Genomic DNA, 15,099 nt, shown 5'->3' on the forward strand with positions numbered 1-15,099 from the left:
GAAGGACGACCACATACGGGTGCCCCGCCTCCTCGTCCGTAGACGAGGGGACGGGGCGACCCGTGGGCAGCGTGCCGGTCAGGCGCGACCCGCTGTCTTCTGGGTCTTGCGGGTGATCGCGTCGATGACGACGGTGGCGAGGAGGACCGCGCCGGTGATCATGTACTGGACCGGGGAGGCGACGCCTTCGAGGGCCAGGCCGTACTGGATCGAGGTGATCACCAGTACACCGAGCAGGGCGTCCCAGGTACGACCGCGGCCACCGAAGAGGCTCGTGCCGCCGATGACGGCCGCGGCGATGGCGTTCATCAGGAGGTCGCCGGCGCCGGCGCTCTGGTTGGCGGCAGTGATCTTCGAGGCGATGAAGATACCGCCGAGGGCCGCGAAGCCGCCGGAGATGGCGAAGACCGAGGTCCGCACGAGCGCCACGTTGATACCGGCGCGACGGCTCGCCTCGACGCTGCCACCGAGGGCGAAGACCTTGCGGCCGTAGGAAGTGCGGCGCAGGACGACATCGGTCACCAGAAGGATCACGACGAAGATCAGGACGGCCAGCGGAAGACCGCGGTTCTGGTTGAAGAGGTACGCGATCAGGAAGGCGACGATCGCGAGGGCCACCGTGCGGACGATGATCTCGGCGAGCGGCCGCGCCGGCACGCCCGCACGCTCGCGACGGCGGGAGTCGAAGAAGGAGCTGAGGAAGAAGACCACGACACCGACGACCGCGAGCCCGTAGGCGGCGGCGACATCGGAGAAGTAGTAGCCGGTCAGCTTGCCGACGAAGCCGTCGCCGTCGAGGTTGATCGTGCCGTTGTCGCCGAGCAGCTTCAGCATGAAGCCGTTCCAGAAGAGCAGGCCCGCGAGGGTGACGGCGAAGGCGGGCACCCCGATCTTCGAGAAGAAGAAGCCGTGGATCGAGCCCATCACCACGCCGGAGACGATGGCGAGGACGAAGGCAAGCCATTCCGCCATGCCGTGGGAGACGGCGAGAACGGCGAACATCGCGCCCGCCACACCGCTGACCGAGCCGACCGAGAGGTCGATCTCGCCGAGCAGCAGGACGAAGACGATGCCGACAGCGATCGTCCCGGTGCCGACCATCGCGACAGCGATGTCGGAGATGTTCCCCGCCGAGAGGAAGGCGCTGTTGAGGCTCTGGAAGATGATCGCGATGATCACGAGGGCACCGACGACCGGGATGTACCCCAGTTCACCGGCGCGGATCTTGCGCCCGAATTCGCTGATGTAGCCGCCGAAGCCCTGCTCCCGGACCAGGAGACGCGGGTCGATCGCGGTCGCGGCGCCCGCGGCAGCCGCAGGAGCCTCGACGGGCGCGTCGCTCTTGGCGGTGGAGGTCTGCCCGGGGACCTTGGTCCCGCTCTTGGCGACCGAGGTCTTCACCGGGGCCTGCTCGGGGGTCTTGTCGGTGCTCACTTGCCTGCCTCCACACCGCGCGCCGCCCGGCGGGTCACGGCATTGTCCGTGGCGCCTGTGATGGCGGAGATGATCTCTTCCTGCGAGGTGCTCTTCACGTCGAAGACACCGTTGTTGCGGCCGAGGCGCATGACGGCGACCCGGTCGGCGACCGCCCTCACGTCCTCCATGTTGTGGCTGATGAGGATGACCGCGAGGCCACGCTCGCGCAGCCGCTCGACGAGGTCGAGGACCTGGGCGGTCTGCTCGACGCCGAGGGCGGCGGTGGGCTCGTCGAGGATCACGAGCTTCGGCTCGCCGAGCATCGAGCGCGCGATCGCGACGACCTGGCGCTGACCACCGGAGAGCGAGGCGATCGGGATGCGGACGCTCGGGATACGGATGGAGAGCGAGGTGAGCAGCTCGCGCGAACGGCGCTCCATCTCGACCTCGTCGAGGAATCCGTACCGGCGCAGCTCCCGACCGAGGTAGAGATTGCCGACGACGTCGATGTTGTCGCACAGCGAGAGGTCCTGGTAGACCGTCGCGATGCCCAGATGCTGGGCGTCCTGGGGCTTGTTGATACGGACCGGCCTGCCCTCCCACTCGATGACACCGTCATCGATGGGGTGGACTCCGGCGATCGTCTTGACCAGCGTGGACTTGCCGGCGCCGTTGTCGCCGACAAGGGCGACCACTTCACCGGCGCGGACCTCAAGCTCGACATCGGTGAGCGCCTGGACGGCACCGAATCGCTTGGAGACCCCGCGCAACGCCAACACGGGCGCAGCGGACACGTGAACCATCTCCTTCGCCGCCTGACCGGCGGGGATGCCACGGCCGCGCGAAGGATGGGCGGGGCCGTGGAGAGGTTGAGCAGAAGTGAGGAGGACCGCACCGTGGCGACGGTCCGTGGGGGGAACTCAGCCGCTCGGCGGCCATTCCCCCGCGGGGGAGATGCCGGGCCACCCCCGACCGCGCGCGGCGGGGCAGCGAGCGCGCGGGCGGGGGCGCCCCGGCGGGCGCCGGTGGCCGGGGCCGCGGGGCCCCGGCCACCGGGCGGCTTACTTGAGCCCGGCCTTGGCGCAGGCGCTCGCGTACTTGCCGGCGCAGATCTCGTCCAGCGTGTAGTACTTCTCCTTGATGACCGTGTCCTTGACGTTGTCCTTGGTCAGGGAGATCACGGGGATGATCTTGGTGGGGACGGCGTCGTTGGTGCCGTTGTCCGCCTTGTCGGGCGCGATCGAGGAGAGGTCCTCGCCCTTGCCCACGGCGACCGCGAGCTGCGCGACGGTGTCGGCCTCCTGCGGGTAGGACTTGTAGACCGACATGTACTGCTCGCCCGTCAGGATGCGCTGCACACCGGCGAGTTCCGCGTCCTGGCCGGTGACCGGCGGGAGCGGGTCGATGCCGGCCTTCTTGAGGGCGGTGATGATGCCGCCGGCCATGCCGTCGTTGGCGGAGTACACGCCGATGACGTTCTTCTTGCCGAGGGCCGAGATCGCCGCCTCCATGTTGGCGTTGGCGTTCTCCGCCTTCCACTCCTTGGTGTCGTACTCCTTGCCGATGTTCACCTTGCCATCGAGGACGGAGTGCGCGCCCTTCTTGAAGTCGGCGGCGTTCGGGTCGGTGATCGCCCCGTTCATCATGACGATCTTGCCCTTCTTGGCGTCACCGCCAAGAGCCTTCAGCAGCGCCTCGCCCTGGGCCTTGCCGACCGCCTGGTTGTCGAAGGAGGTGTATGCGTCGATCGGGCCGGAGGCCAGACGGTCGTAGGCCACGACCTTGATGCCCGCCTGGTGGGCCTTCTCCACGGAGCTCTTGATCGCCTTCGCGTCGACCGCGTCGATGATCAGCACGTCGACCTTGTTGGTGATCATGGCCTCGACCTGCTGGTTCTGCGTGGTCGGGTCCTGCTTGGCGTTCTGGTAGATCACCTCGCCCTTGCCGCTGGTCAGCTCCTTGACCTTGGCGGTGATCAGCGGCTTGTCGAACTTCTCGTACCGCGCGGTCTGGTTCTCCGGGAGGAGCAGACCTATCTTCAGCGCGTCGCCCTTGGACTTGCTCGACGAGGACGCCTTGGAGTCGTCCTTCTTGCCGTCGTCGCTCTCCTTGGCGGACCCGCAAGCGGCCAGCGAGACGGCCAGACCGGTGGCGGCAAAGGCAAAGGCAGCACGACGCATACGCGTGTTCATTGAAACCTCCCTGACGAGGCCGCGTCGCTGCGGCCGAGGTGGCTGGAAGTCAACTCGGCCGCGCGAGCGGCGTCAAGGAGTTAATACTTAACGAGATGGCAACGGTGTCATGCGTTTGCTAAGTGAAGGCATGACGTGCGGCCGGAACCGGCCCTTCCAAGAGGGTCGAATCCCCCATTTCACTCAGCGCGAGGGCCAGCGCTCCCAGGACCTCGGCCCGGCCCCCGAGGGCCCCGGGGAGGACGGAGAGCTGCCGCGCGGCGCTCGGGATCGCGTACCGCCCCACCGACTCGCGGATGGGCCCGAGGATCAGCTCCCCCGCCTCGGCGAGGTCCCCGCCGAGCACGACGCGGCTCGGGTTGAGCAGATTGCAGAGGTTCGCGACCCCGCTGCCGATGTGCCGCCCCACGTCGCCCACGACGCGCCTGCACCCCGGGTCGCCCTCGCGGGCGAGGCGCACCATGCGCTCCAGCGTGAGATCGGCGCCGTGGCTGGAGTGCAGCAGCGGCAGGACGTAGCGGGCGGCCGTGAAGGTCTCCAGGCAGCCGCGGTTGCCGCAGCGGCACACCGGGCCCGCCTCGTCGAGCGTGATGTGCCCGATCTCGCCCGCCGTGCCCCCCGGGCCCCGGTAGATCCGCCCGTCGATGACGAGCCCGGCCCCGACACCGCTCGCGACCTTGATGTACGCGAGGTCGCGCACCCCGCGGCCCGCGCCCCACACCAGCTCGCCGAGCGCGCCGAGGTTGGCGTCGTTGTCGACGTGCACGGGCACCCCGAGCCGCCCGCTCAGCTCCTGGGCCGGGCGGGTACCCGACCAGCCCGGCAGGATCGAGGTGGAGCCGAGCGTCCCGGACTCGACGTCGATCGGGCCGGGCACGCCGAGCCCCACACCGGCGATCTTCGCCTCGTCCACGCCGGTCGCCGAGATGAGCCGCGCGACGACCTCCTCGGCCCGGTCCAGGCCCTGCGCCGCCGAGGCGTCCACGTCGAGCGGCTCGGACTCCTCGGCGAGCACCTGGTGCGCGAGGTTGCCGAGCGCGACCCGCAGGTGCGTGTGGCCGAAGTCGACGCCGATGACGATGCCCGCGTTGCCGCTGAGCGAGACGCTGCGCGCCCGCCGCCCGCCCGCCGACGTGGGCGTGACCTCGACGGTGCCGATCTCGCGCAGCTCACGGACGATGTTGGAGACGGTGGCCGCGGAGAGCCCGGTCGTCCGCGCGATCTCCGCCTGCGTCAGTGAGCCGGCGAGCCGCACCGCCCGTACGACGCGTTCCAGATTGGCCCGGTGCAGCGACGACTGCGACCCCGGAGTCTCCATTGCCCCATCCACTCCCGCCCTCGACCGGGTGCCCCGCAGCGGGGCACCCGCGACCGGTCACAAGGAGTGACGGCGGCCACGTACAAGTTGTGAACTCCAAGTTCCGCTGTCGGGGTTGCCGCAGTCAAGTCCTTGACGGACTTCGTTGTACGGGCGTGAGCGGGCCGTCACCGGGCGCGGCACGGCCCGGGACACGCGGAAGACCGCGTCCGCCGCCGCCCCGTGGGGCTGCGGCGGACGCGGTGCGTTCCGGTCGGGCCGATGCTATGTCAGTTCGCTTGCGCGAAGGGTGAATCCCGGGGAGCGGGGCGGGCGTTCGCGCTCCCGCGCCGCTCGCTCCCCTACTTCACGGCCCCCGCCGTGAGCCCTTCCTGCACCTGGCGCTGGAAGAGGATGTACGCGGCGAGCACCGGGAGCATCGCCATCACGAGCCCCGCGAAGAGGCCCGAGTAGTCGCCCTTGTACCCCTGGCTCGTGGCGAGGGCCACGAGTCCCTGGGTGAGCACCTTCTTGTCCTCGTCGGTGTTGAGCACCGTGGGCAGCAGGTACTGGTTCCACTGCCCGAGGAAGTTGAAGATCCCGACGCTGATGAGCCCGGGGCGGGCCATCGGCAGCATGATCTGGAAGAAGGTACGGGTGTGGGACGCCCCGTCGATCATCGCCGCCTCCGCGACCGAGCCCGGCAGGGTCCGGAAGAAGGAGGTGAGGAAGAAGACCGTGAAGGGCAGCGAGTAGGCGATGTAGACGAGGATCAGTCCGTGCGTCGTGTTGAGCAGCCCGAGGTTCTTCATGACGAAGAAGAGCGGCACCAGCGCGAGGATGACCGGGAAGCTCATCCCGCCCACGAACAGGTAGTAGATGAACCGGTTGCCGGGGAAGTCGAAGCGCGCCAGGACGTAGGCGCACATCGAGCCGAGCAGCAGCGTGCCGACGAGCGAGAAGCCCACCACGACGACCGTGTGGAGGAAGTAGTCGCTCATGTGGGCGTTGGTCCACGCCCGCGACCAGTTGTCGAAGTGCAGCGAGTCCGGCAGGGCCCACGGGTGGTTGAAGATCGACCCGTCGTCCTTGAAGGAGGTCATGACCGCCCACAGGAGCGGCATGACGACGAGGATCGCCCAGAGCACGAGGAAGCCGTGCGAGAAGACGTTGAGCACGCCGCCCGTCTTCGTCCCGCCGCTCGGCCGGGGGGCACCCGCCGTGCCCGTACCGCCGGTTTCGCCCACCGGGCCCTCGGGGCCGCCCGGACCCTCCGGGCCGTCCGGCCCGTCCTGCCCGGGGACGAAGGCCCCCGGGGCCGCGTCGGCCGGCTCGCCGTGCTCCGCCGGGGATGGGGTGTCGGTGGTCTTCATCAGAACTCCAGCCGCTCGCGCCTGCCCAGCCGCATCACGAGGCCGGAGAAGATCAGCGTGATGACGAGCAGGGCGACGCCGATGGTCGTGGCGTAGCCCGCCTGTCCCTGGCCGAACGCCTTCTGGTAGACGAGCAGCGGCAGCACAGTGGTGGAGTCGGCCGGGCCGCCGGGGCCCACCGACATGATCTGGACGACGGCGAAGGCTTCCGCGCCGAGCGAGAGGATGCCCATGTAGACCCAGCCGGACTGCACGGTGTCCCAGAGCAGCGGCAGGGTGAGGCGGAAGAAGGTCGTGAAGCGCCCCGCGCCGTCGAGCAGCGCGGCCTCGTACAGCTCCGAAGGGATCGAGGCCATCCCGGCCGAGAAGAGCACCACGAAGAAGCCGACCTGCGTCCACACGAGGACGGCCATGATGCACCACAGGGCGAGGTTCGGGTCCCCGAGCCACTCAGGCTGCACGCTGTCGAGACCGACGCCGCGCAGCACGGAGTTGAGCGCGCCGGTCTTCGGGTTGTAGGCGAACTGGAAGAGCAGGGCCACGATGGCGATCGAGAGGACCTGCGGGAAGAAGTAGACGATCTTGTAGAAGGACGAGCCGCGCACGCCTGCGATCGCCGAGCCCTTCCGGCGCCGCCCGCCCACGTTGACCATGAACGAGAGGAAGAGGGCGATGCCGAGGACGACGACGGGCAGCAGGACGACGTAGGTGACGCTGTGCTGCGCCGACTTCCAGAAGGTGTCGTCGTCGAACATCTTCTTGTAGTTGTCGAACCCGACCATCTTGAAGTCGGGGCTCAGGCCGGTCCAGTCCGTGAAGGAGTAGTAGATCGCCTGGATGAACGGCCAGATCACGAAGACCGCGTAGAGCGCGAGCGGGACGATCAGGAAGCCGATGACGAAGGGGTACTTGCCGCGGTCGGCGGCACTGCGGGGGCGCTTGCTCGCGCGGCCCGGGGCTGTTTTCCGCGTACGCCCGGCGGCCGGGGCGGACGCGAGGTCCGCCCCGGCTCCGGGGTCGCTGTACTCGCTCGCCATCAGCGGTGCTTGTAGTGGGGGATCGAGTCGTCCTTGGCGGCGGCGTCGGCGAAGTCCTGGCACTTCTTGATCGCCTCGGCAGGGGTCATGCGCCCGGCCATCATCTCGCCGAGGGCGCCGACGCCGATCTTCTGCTTGTTGAGGTCGACGTACCAGTCCTGGAGGCGCGGGTTGAGGACGTTCTCGCCGGCCTTGTCCAGGGCGTCGATGCCGGACTGGAGGGCGGTGGAGAGTTCGAGCCCGTCGGTGCCGCCGTTGAGGGCGGAGAGGGACTTCACCTTCTGCGTGAAGTTCTTCGAGCTGGCCTCGGAGAGCATGACGCGGAGCTGCTCCATGCCGCCGTCGGGGTTCTTGGCGTTCTTCGGGACGATGAAGGGCTCACCGCCGGACGCCCACAGGGTGCCGAAGGGCAGCGCGTCCGAGCTGTCGAGGCTGGAGGGCGCGGCGACCTTCATCTGGAAGTTCTTCGGCGTGGTCTTCGCCGCCTCGTTCTCGACCCAGGAGCCGTTGGGGATGAAGAGCGCGTTGCCCTTGGTCCACTCGGTCTGCGACTGGATGTGGTCGAGGCCGGGGGTGCCCTTGAGGACGTACCCCTTCTTGTACAGCTCGTAGTACGCCTCGAAGCCGGCCTTGACGGCGGGGTCCTTCCAGGCGTTCGGCTCCAGGTTGTCGATCGCGTCGAGTACCTTGCGGCCGCCGATCTTGCCGATGAACGGGAAGAGCGAGAAGGGGAGGTAGTACGGGTACTTGCCGGCGTACGTCCAGCCCGCGATGCCCTTCTTCTTCGCCGTGGCGCAGACCTTGAGCATGTCGTCCCAGGTCTCGGGGTACTCCACGCCCAGCTTGTCGAGGTTGGTCTGCGAGTACCACACGCCGTAGACGGTGTAGGCGTAGTTGAAGACGTAGCACGCCTCGCCCTCGTACTGGCCCATCTCGACGATGCCGGGGCGCAGGGTGTCGCGCACCTTCTTGGCGGGGTCGTCGTAGGAGGGGGCGTCGAGGAGCGGGGTGAGGTCGGCGAGCTGCTTCTTGCCGACGAGGACGCCCATGTCCATCTGCTCGGCGCCGGAGTTGTCGATGAGGTCCGGCGGGGTGCCGCCGTTGAAGCGCGGCTGGAGCGTGGACTGGATCTTCTGGGTCGGGGTGAACTTCACCTTCGCCTTGGGGAAGTTCTTCTCGTAGACGGCGACGGCGTCCTTGCCGTACTCGCTGCCGAAGCCGCCGTCGAAGAGCACGAAGTCGAGCGGCGCGCTCTCGTTGACGCCGAGCGGGTTCTTCTTGCTCTTGGTGCCCTTCTTCTCGGGCTTGTCGTCGGAGCCGCTGTCGCTGCTGGCACAGGAGGCCAGGAAGCTCATCGTGGGCACGGTGACGAGACCGATCGCGGCGGAGCGCTTGATGAGGTCGCGCCGGCCGAGACCGTGGCCGTTCGCTCGGGAAGATCCCATGCTCAAGTCCTCGCTTTCATCCAGGACTCAGGCGGTGAACCGGACCTTCCCCGGCACCGCGGTGAAGTGTGACTGGGGTCGTGCTGGAACTGCGGGGTGATGCGCGCCGGTTGGGTGCGGTACGGCGGCGTGCGGGCGTGGCGGCCCGCGTGTCCGTGTCCTTCTCCCCCGGTTCCGCGCGGGTCCGGCTTTCCGGACCGGGCGGTCGCCGACAGGTATAGTCCACTTGCGGCACGGGGGGCAAGATCGAAAGCCTCATTGGCCTTGGAACTTTCCCTAGTTGAGACATCCGGGAAACGCCAGGTAGCCGGACGTGTCGGCAACTTCCCAGTACAGAGGGCTTTTTACGGACGAGCGCGACGGCGATTGTTCCCCCGCGCAACGAAGTACGGGACGGGGCACGGGAATTCGCGAGGGCGCACACGGAATGGGCCGCGCCGTTTTCCGGGCTTATCCGGAAAGCACGCGAAAGGGCCCCTTCCCGGCGACGGGAAGGGGCCCTCGGTCCTGCTCGGCTGAGCCCTACTTGCGGATCAGCGAGCGGAGCACGTACTGCATGATGCCGCCGTTGCGGTAGTAGTCCGCCTCGCCGGGGGTGTCGATGCGGACGACCGCGTCGAAGTCCACGCCGGTGTCGGTGGTGACCTTGACCGTGCGGGGGGTCGTGCCGTTGTTCAGCTCGGTCACGCCGGAGAAGGAGAAGGTCTCCTCACCGGTGAGGCCGAGGCTCTCGGCGGTCTGGCCCTCGGGGAACTGGAGGGGCAGGACGCCCATGCCGATGAGGTTCGAGCGGTGGATGCGCTCGTAGGACTCGGCGATGACGGCCTTGACGCCGAGGAGCGCGGTGCCCTTGGCCGCCCAGTCGCGCGAGGAGCCGGAACCGTACTCCTTGCCCGCGAGGACGACGAGCGGGATGCCCTGCTCGATGTAGTGGCGCGAGGCGTCGTAGATGAAGCCGACCGGGCCGCCGTCCTGCGTGAAGTCGCGCGTGAAGCCGCCCTCGGTGCCCGGCGCGATCTGGTTGCGCAGGCGGATGTTGGCGAAGGTGCCGCGGATCATGACCTCGTGGTTGCCTCGGCGCGAGCCGTAGGAGTTGAAGTCGCGGCGCTCGACGCCGTGCTCCGTGAGGTACTTGCCGGCCGGGGTGTCGGCCTTGATGGCACCGGCCGGGGAGATGTGGTCGGTGGTGACCGAGTCGCCGAGCTTGGCGAGCACGCGGGCGCCGGAGATGTCCTCGACCGGGGCCGGCTCCATCTGCATGCCGTCGAAGTACGGGGGCTTGCGCACGTAGGTGGACTGCGGGTCCCACTCGAAGGTGTTGCCGGTGGGGACCGGGAGGGCCTGCCACTGCGCGTCGCCCGCGAAGACGTCCTCGTAGGACTTCTCGAACATATCCTCGCCGATGGCGCTCGCGACGACCTCGTTGACCTCGGCCTCGCTCGGCCAGACGTCCGCGAGGAAGACCGGCTCGCCGTTCTGGTCGGTGCCGAGCGCGTCCTTGGTGATGTCGATCTTCATCGACCCGGCGAGCGCGTAGGCGACGACGAGGGGCGGGGACGCCAGGTAGTTCATCTTGACGTCGGGGTTGATCCGGCCCTCGAAGTTGCGGTTGCCGGAGAGCACCGAGGTGACGGCGAGGTCGTTGTCGTTGACGGCCTTGGAGACCTCGTCGGGCAGCGGGCCCGAGTTGCCGATGCAGGTCGTGCAGCCGTAGCCGACCAGGTTGAAGCCGACCTTGTCGAGGTAGGGGGTCAGGCCCGCCTTGTCGAAGTAGTCGGTGACGACCTTCGAGCCCGGGGCGAGGGTGGTCTTGACCCACGGCTTGCGGGTCAGGCCCTTCTCGACCGCCTTCTTCGCCACGAGCGCCGCGGCGACCATGACGTACGGGTTCGAGGTGTTGGTGCAGGAGGTGATCGCGGCGACGGTGACGGCGCCGTGGTCCAGCTCGTACGTCGTGCCGTCGGGGGCGGTCACGGTCGCCGGGTTGCTCGGCACGCCGTTGGAGACGGCCGGGGAGTCGGAGGCCGGGAAGGACTCCTGGCCCGCCTCGTCCACGCTCGTGTCCGCGACGTAGTTGCGCACGTCGGCGACGAACTGCTGGGCGGCCTCGGCGAGGACGATGCGGTCCTGCGGGCGCTTCGGGCCGGCGATGGAGGGGACGACCGTGGAGAGGTCGAGCTCCAGCTTCTCGGAGAAGTCCGGCTCGGCGGCCGGGTCGAGCCACAGGCCCTGCTCCTTGGCGTACGCCTCGACCAGGTCGACCTGCTGCTTGCTGCGGCCGGTCAGGCGCAGGTAGTTCAGGGTCTCGTCGTCGATCGGGAAGATCGCGGCGGTGGAGCCGAACTCCGGCGACATGTTGCCGATGGTGGCGCGGTTGGCGAGCGAGGTGGCGGCGACGCCCTCGCCGTAGAACTCGACGAACTTGCCGACCACACCGTGCTTGCGGAGCATCTCGGTGATGGTGAGCACGAGGTCGGTCGCGGTCGTGCCGGGCTTCAGCTCACCGGTCAGCTTGAAGCCGACGACGCGCGGGATGAGCATCGAGACCGGCTGGCCGAGCATCGCGGCCTCGGCCTCGATGCCGCCGACGCCCCAGCCGAGCACACCGAGGCCGTTGACCATCGTGGTGTGCGAGTCGGTGCCGACGAGCGTGTCGGGGTACGCCTGGCCACCGCGGACCATGACCGTACGGGCCAGGTGCTCGATGTTGACCTGGTGGACGATGCCGGTGCCCGGCGGGACGACCTTGAACTCGTCGAAGGCGGTCTGGCCCCAGCGCAGGAACTGGTAGCGCTCGCGGTTGCGGCCGTACTCCAGCTCCACGTTCTCCTTGAACGCTTCGTTGGTGCCGAACTTGTCCGCGATGACCGAGTGGTCGATGACCAGCTCGGCGGGGGCGAGCGGGTTGATCTTGGAGGCGTCGCCGCCCAGCTCCTTCACGGCCTCGCGCATCGTGGCGAGGTCGACGACGCAGGGGACGCCGGTGAAGTCCTGCATGATCACGCGGGCGGGGGTGAACTGGATCTCCTGGCTCGGCTGGGCCTGCGAGTCCCAGCCGCCGATCGCCCGGATGTGGTCGGCGGTGATGTTCGCGCCGTCCTCCGTGCGGAGCAGGTTCTCCAGCAGCACCTTGAGGCTGTAGGGAAGGCGAGCAGAGCCCTCGACCTTGTCCAGCCTGAAGATCTCGTACGACTCGTCACCCACGCGCAGCGTGCTGCGGGCGTCGAAGCTGTTCGCCGACACGACAGTCTCCTTCATTTCTGTGCGCGTACCACCACAATGCTGCCGCCATGCCGCCGGTCCCGTCAGCTAAGGTAAGACTTAGTTAGGTAACCCTTACCCGGGGCGGCGGTCGCGGTGCGCCTCGGCAGATATCTCGATGTCGAGATAACTCTAGTACACGCGGCCCGCCCGGTCATGCCCCGGGCCGCCCCGCGCTGCCCGGGAAGCGGGCGGTACGGGGCGACCCGGGGACCGCAGCACGGGGAGTTCTTGGGCGTTTTCGTACGGGTATGCCCCGGCGAAATAGCGGCTTTCGCCCGGCCCGGCGCGGTACGGCCATTGCGGTGGCGGTACGGGCGCGTGGCGCGCGTCACGCCGGGCCGCGAGGTCTCAGTACGCGGGCGGGCCCGCCTCCACGCGGCGCAGGACGGGCGCGAGCCGGTCGATGTGCTCGCCGTCCCCGGCCTGGCGCTCGTCCCACCACGTCATCCCGGCCTCCGCGTACGGCGCGATCAGTTCGGCGGCCCGGTCCGGGTCGCGCGGCGAGATGCCGCCGAGGACGAGGTCGAAGGGCGTCGCGGGCGTGGCGTGCTCCCGTACGTACGCCTCGGGGTGCTCGCGCGCGAAGGCGGCGCGGTGCTCCCGTACGTACGCCATCAGCTCGCGGACCTGCGCGAGATCGGGCGGCGTGCCGTGCGACGCCTCGCGGAAGAGCGGGACCGCGCCGTCCCAGCGGGCGGCGCGGCGCATGGGCGGGCGGCTCGGCCAGAAGCCGCCGATCCACACGGGCGGGCGCGGGCGCTGGACGCTCGCGGGCAGCAACTGGGCGTCGTCGACCGTCCAGTGGGTGCCGCGGTGCGTGACGCGCTCGCCCGACCAGTAGCGGCCGAGGAGTTCGAGGCCCTCGTCGAGCATCCCGGCGAGGACGCGCGGGTCGGTGGGCTCGCCGAAGCTGCCGTACTCGTCCTCGATCGGCCCGCCGAGACCGGCGCCGAGGACGACGCGACCGCCGCTGAGCGCGTCGAGCGTGGCGACCTGGCGGGCGAGTTGGTGGGGGCGGCGGCGCGGGACCGGGGTGAGGAGGGTGCCCAGGCGCAGGCGCGTGGTGGCGAGCGCGGCGGCGGTGAGCAGCATCCAGGGATCGCCGAACGACACGCCGCGCCGGCTCTCCCTGTCGTGCAGGACGTGGTCCCAGACGAAGAGCCCGTCCCAGCCGGCGTCCTCGGCCGCGCGGGCGAGGCGGGCGACGGTGCGCGGGTCGGCGAAGTCACCGAAGTTGGGGATGTTCACGGAGTAGCGCATGGGCGCATCCTCGGCCGGGCACACGAGTGGCGCAACGCCACGACGGAGAGGCCGCCCGTCACCCGAGTGGCGCGGGCGGCGTGGACGCGGTTGACTGAAATGCCCTCACCGCGCCCGGGGTTGTACGGGTATGACGCCTCGCGCGCCCCACACCCCCCAAGCGGCGACGATCTCATATCTGAGATAGCCTGCACCCATGGCAGACGATTACCTCGTACGCATCGGCAAGCTCATCCGTGACGCCCGTCAGCATCGCGGCTGGTCACAGGCGCAGCTCGCCGAAGCGCTGGCCACGAGCCAGAGTGCGGTCAACAGGATCGAGCGCGGCAACCAGAACATCAGCCTTGAGATGATCGCCCGCATCGGGGAGGCCCTGGACAGCGAGATCGTCTCGCTCGGGTACTCCGGCCCGATGCACCTGCGGGTCGTCGGTGGTCGCCATCTGTCGGGCGCGATCGACGTCAAGACGAGCAAGAACGCGTGCGTCGCGCTGCTGTGCGCGAGCCTCCTCAACAAGGGCCGTACGACGCTGCGGCGCGTGGCCCGCATCGAGGAGGTCTACCGCCTCCTCGAAGTCCTCTCCTCGATCGGCGTCAAGGCGCGCTGGATCAACGACGGCAAGGACCTGGAGCTGGTCCCGCCGGCCGAGCTGAACATGGCGGCGATCGACGCGGACGCGGCGCGCCGCACCCGCTCGATCATCATGTTCCTGGGCCCGCTGCTGCACCGCATGGACCACTTCACGCTGCCGTACGCGGGCGGCTGCGACCTCGGCACGCGGACCATCGAGCCGCACATGATCGCGCTGCGCCGCTTCGGTCTCGACATCACGGCGACCGAGGGCCTGTACCACGCGGCCGTGGAGCGGGCGATCGCCCCGGACCGCCCGATCGTGCTGACCGAGCGCGGCGACACCGTGACGGAGAACGCGCTGCTCGCCGCCGCGCGCAACAGCGGCGTCACGACGATCCGCAACGCCTCGTCGAACTACATGGTCCAGGACCTGTGCTTCTTCCTGGAGGCCCTGGGCGTACGGGTCGAGGGCATCGGCACGACGACGCTCACGGTGCACGGCGTGCCCGACATCGACGTCGACGTGGACTACTCGCCCTCCGAGGACCCGGTCGAGGCCATGAGCCTCATCGCCGCCGCCGTCGTCACGGAGTCCGAACTCACCGTGCGCCGCGTGCCGATCGAGTTCCTGGAGATCGAGCTGGCCGTCCTGGAGGAGATGGGCCTCGACCACGACCGCTCCACGGAGTACGTCGCGGACAACGGCCGCACCCGGCTGACCGACCTGACGGTCCGCCCCTCCAAACTGGAGGCGCCGATCGACAAGATCCACCCCATGCCCTTCCCGGGCCTGAACATCGACAACGTCCCGTTCTTCGCGGCGATCGCGGCCGTGGCCCAGGGCAAGACCCTCATCCACGACTGGGTCTACGACAACCGCGCGGTCTACCTGACCGACCTCAACCGCCTCGGCGGCCGGCTCCAGCTCCTCGACCCGCACCGCGTCCTGGTCGAGGGCCCCACCCGCTGGCGCGCCTCCGAGATGATGTGCCCGCCCGCCCTGCGCCCGGCGGTCGTCGTCCTCCTCGCGATGATGGCGGCCGAGGGCACCTCGGTGCTCCGCAACGTCTACGTCATCAACCGGGGCTACGAGGACCTGGCGGAACGCCTGAACTCGGTGGGGGCGCAGATCGAGACGTTCCGCGACATCTGAGGCGCCGATGTCGTCCCCGCTCGGCCCCCGCTCCGGAGGCCGGGCGGGGGCGCGTGCCCGCGTCGAGCCGGTCGGCCCGCGCTCGGCCC

General features: G+C 69.2%; 10 protein-coding genes. 1 reads left to right on the forward strand and 9 read right to left on the reverse strand.

The annotated features are described in order from the left end of the window. Positions 1–78 precede the first annotated feature (78 nt). The 9 genes from STTU_RS06220 to STTU_RS06260 form a co-directional block, all read right to left on the reverse strand. Positions 79–1,434, reverse strand: coding sequence for a sugar ABC transporter permease (locus tag STTU_RS06220; protein WP_078518934.1), 1,356 nt, complete (start codon positions 1,432–1,434; stop codon positions 79–81). Next, the gene (locus tag STTU_RS06225) at positions 1,431–2,219 is read right to left on the reverse strand and encodes an ATP-binding cassette domain-containing protein (RefSeq protein ID WP_043254329.1); all 789 of its coding nucleotides are present in this window, start codon (positions 2,217–2,219) and stop codon (positions 1,431–1,433) included. The genes STTU_RS06220 and STTU_RS06225 overlap by 4 nt, the downstream gene beginning before the upstream one ends. Positions 2,220–2,477: 258 nt before the next feature. Next, on the reverse strand, positions 2,478–3,608 hold the full coding sequence (locus STTU_RS06230; protein WP_043254331.1) for a sugar ABC transporter substrate-binding protein: 1,131 nt from the start codon (positions 3,606–3,608) through the stop codon (positions 2,478–2,480). Between the two features lie 118 nt (positions 3,609–3,726). Next, positions 3,727–4,926 (reverse strand): ROK family transcriptional regulator, encoded by a 1,200-nt coding sequence (locus STTU_RS06235; protein ID WP_007820883.1) that lies wholly within the window; start codon positions 4,924–4,926, stop codon positions 3,727–3,729. Between the two features lie 341 nt (positions 4,927–5,267). Next, a complete protein-coding gene (locus tag STTU_RS06240) occupies positions 5,268–6,278 on the reverse strand; it encodes a carbohydrate ABC transporter permease (RefSeq protein WP_007820888.1) in 1,011 nt (336 codons plus the stop codon). Further along, complete coding sequence (locus STTU_RS06245; RefSeq protein WP_007820890.1) at positions 6,278–7,315, reverse strand: carbohydrate ABC transporter permease; 1,038 nt, start codon at positions 7,313–7,315, stop codon at positions 6,278–6,280. Before STTU_RS06245 ends, STTU_RS06240 begins: the two co-directional genes overlap by 1 nt. Continuing rightward, the gene (ngcE, locus tag STTU_RS06250; RefSeq protein ID WP_007820892.1) at positions 7,315–8,760 is read right to left on the reverse strand and encodes an N-acetylglucosamine/diacetylchitobiose ABC transporter substrate-binding protein; all 1,446 of its coding nucleotides are present in this window, start codon (positions 8,758–8,760) and stop codon (positions 7,315–7,317) included. Before ngcE ends, STTU_RS06245 begins: the two co-directional genes overlap by 1 nt. Before the next feature lie 522 nt (positions 8,761–9,282). Then, positions 9,283–12,003 (reverse strand): aconitate hydratase AcnA, encoded by a 2,721-nt coding sequence (gene acnA / locus STTU_RS06255; RefSeq protein ID WP_043254333.1) that lies wholly within the window; start codon positions 12,001–12,003, stop codon positions 9,283–9,285. 369 nt (positions 12,004–12,372) lie between these two features. Then, entirely contained in the window at positions 12,373–13,284 is a 912-nt protein-coding gene (locus STTU_RS06260; protein WP_007820895.1) for an LLM class flavin-dependent oxidoreductase, read from the reverse strand. A 196-nt stretch (positions 13,285–13,480) separates the two neighbouring features. Between STTU_RS06260 and STTU_RS06265 the strand changes: the two genes are divergently transcribed. Beyond that, entirely contained in the window at positions 13,481–15,010 is a 1,530-nt protein-coding gene (locus tag STTU_RS06265) for a UDP-N-acetylglucosamine 1-carboxyvinyltransferase (RefSeq protein ID WP_007820904.1), read from the forward strand. The last annotated feature ends 89 nt before the right edge of the window (positions 15,011–15,099 follow it).

The organism is Streptomyces sp. Tu6071 (genome assembly GCF_000213055.1).
Lineage (GTDB): Bacteria > Actinomycetota > Actinomycetes > Streptomycetales > Streptomycetaceae > Streptomyces > Streptomyces evansiae.